General features: G+C 71.7%; 2 protein-coding genes. One reads left to right on the top strand and one right to left on the bottom strand.

Translation table 11 applies throughout. The features are described from left to right. Nucleotides 1-183 precede the first annotated feature (183 nt). Nucleotides 184-1,017, top strand: coding sequence for a dienelactone hydrolase family protein (locus tag D7V77_RS41860; RefSeq protein ID WP_120581715.1), 834 nt, complete (start codon nt 184-186; stop codon nt 1,015-1,017). 28 nt (nt 1,018-1,045) lie between these two features. On the opposite strand, the gene D7V77_RS41855 is transcribed toward D7V77_RS41860, so the two are convergent. After that, nucleotides 1,046-1,654, bottom strand: coding sequence for a CAP domain-containing protein (locus D7V77_RS41855; protein ID WP_120581714.1), 609 nt, complete (start codon nt 1,652-1,654; stop codon nt 1,046-1,048). Between the last annotated feature and the right edge of the window lie 30 nt (nt 1,655-1,684).

The following is a 1,684-nucleotide window of genomic DNA, read 5'->3' as shown; positions in this document are numbered from 1 at the left end:
GTAGTCACCCCCTCTCCCTAACGGGAGCGGCGGGAACGAGGGCCGACGTGAGGGACTTCCCCTCGCGCCGGCCCTCTTCGCGTCCGGGGTTCAACGCGCTGGCGCGTCCGCCTTCACCGCGCTACGCCCGGAAGGCGGCCCGGACAGCCCGGGCCCGAAAGGACACGGACGATGAAGCCGGACATGAAGAGGCTCACGTGGGTGCTGGCGGCGGCGCTGATGCTGGGCGCCTGCGCGACGAGCAGTCCGGCGGAGGTGGCGCGCACGCCGTCCGCCACGGGCGCCGTCTCCGAGGAGGAGTTCAAGGCCATGCACACCCTGCGCACGGACGCCGCCCCCGAGCGCAAGGGCCATCCGGTGGAGCTGTCCGACGGCTCCAAGGCCTACCTGAGCCTGCCTCCGAACGCGAAGGGCCCCCTGCCCGCCGTCATCGTCATCCATGAGTGGTGGGGCCTCAACGAGCACGTGCAGGCCTGGGCGGACCGGCTGGCGGCGGAGGGCTACGCGGCGCTCGCGGTGGACCTCTACCACGGCAAGGTGGGCGCCAACCCCGACGAGGCGCTCGCGCTGGTGAAGGCCGTGGACCCGGACCAGGCCACGAAGACGCTGCTGGCCGCGCACGCGTTCCTCAAGGGAGACCCGCGCATCCAGGCCGTGCGCACCGGCAGCATCGGCTGGTGCTTCGGCGGCGGCTGGTCGCTGCGCACCGCCATGGCCATCCCGGAGCTGAGCGCGGCGGTCATCTACTACGGCCACCCGGTGACCGACCCGCAGCAGCTCTCCACCATCAAGGCCCAGGTGCTGGGCATCTTCGGCACGAAGGACAAGTCCATCCCGCCGGAGACGGTGCGGGCCTTCGAGAAGGCGCTGGAGGAGGCCGGCGTGCGCAGCCGCATCGTGGAGTACGACGCGGACCACGCCTTCGCCAACCCCTCCGGCGGCCGCTACGACGAGCGCGCCGCCGCGTCCGCCTGGGCGGAGACGTCCGCGTTCCTCGCGCGCACGCTCAAGCGCTGAGGACGCATCGCGGTGGGGCCAGCGGCCTTCAGTAGGGACGCTGGCCCACGTAGTTGCCCGGGGGCGCGTAGTTGCACACCCAGAAGTCCCAGCTGGACGTCCCGAAGGGCGAATTGACGGTGCAGCGCTTCGTGGCGCAGCCCAGGCGGCGCGTGTTGCGCCACACCACCTGCGTGTAGTGGCCGCAGGCCTTGCCGGACGCGCAGGCGTTCTTCGAGTAGTCGTAGTCCGCCACCTCGTCCACCCAACCCTTCACCACCGTCTTCGCGTTCAGGTAGTCCGGCGTGGCGGCGGCGATGTTCTCTCCCGCGTTGCCCCGGCCCGCGTTGTGCTCGTAATCGCAGTTGTCCACCCACTTCTGGGCGATCTCCGCCACCGCGGGGTCCCACGTGAGCGGCTCCAGCGCGGGTGACGGCGTGGGCTTCGCGGCGGCGCGGGCCGCGTTGTGGGCCTCCAGCATGTCGCGGGCGAACTGCGTCAGCTCCACGCCGCCGCCATCGGCGCTGGTGCCGCCGTCCTCCTGGACGCCCGCGTCCTTGGGCGTGTCGTCCGGGTCCCCGTCAGGGATACAAGCGAGCAGGAGGAACGGGGTGAGCAGCACGGCGGACAGGGGACGGAAGAGGGGAGGGCGTCGCATGGGAGGGATTATCCGCGCGCGGGTGGGTGT

Origin of the sequence: Corallococcus sp. CA041A (assembly GCF_003612075.1) — a bacterium.
Lineage (GTDB): Bacteria > Myxococcota > Myxococcia > Myxococcales > Myxococcaceae > Corallococcus > Corallococcus exiguus.
Note: the sequence above shows the minus strand (reverse complement) of the source record. Positions and strands in the feature narration are given on the sequence as shown.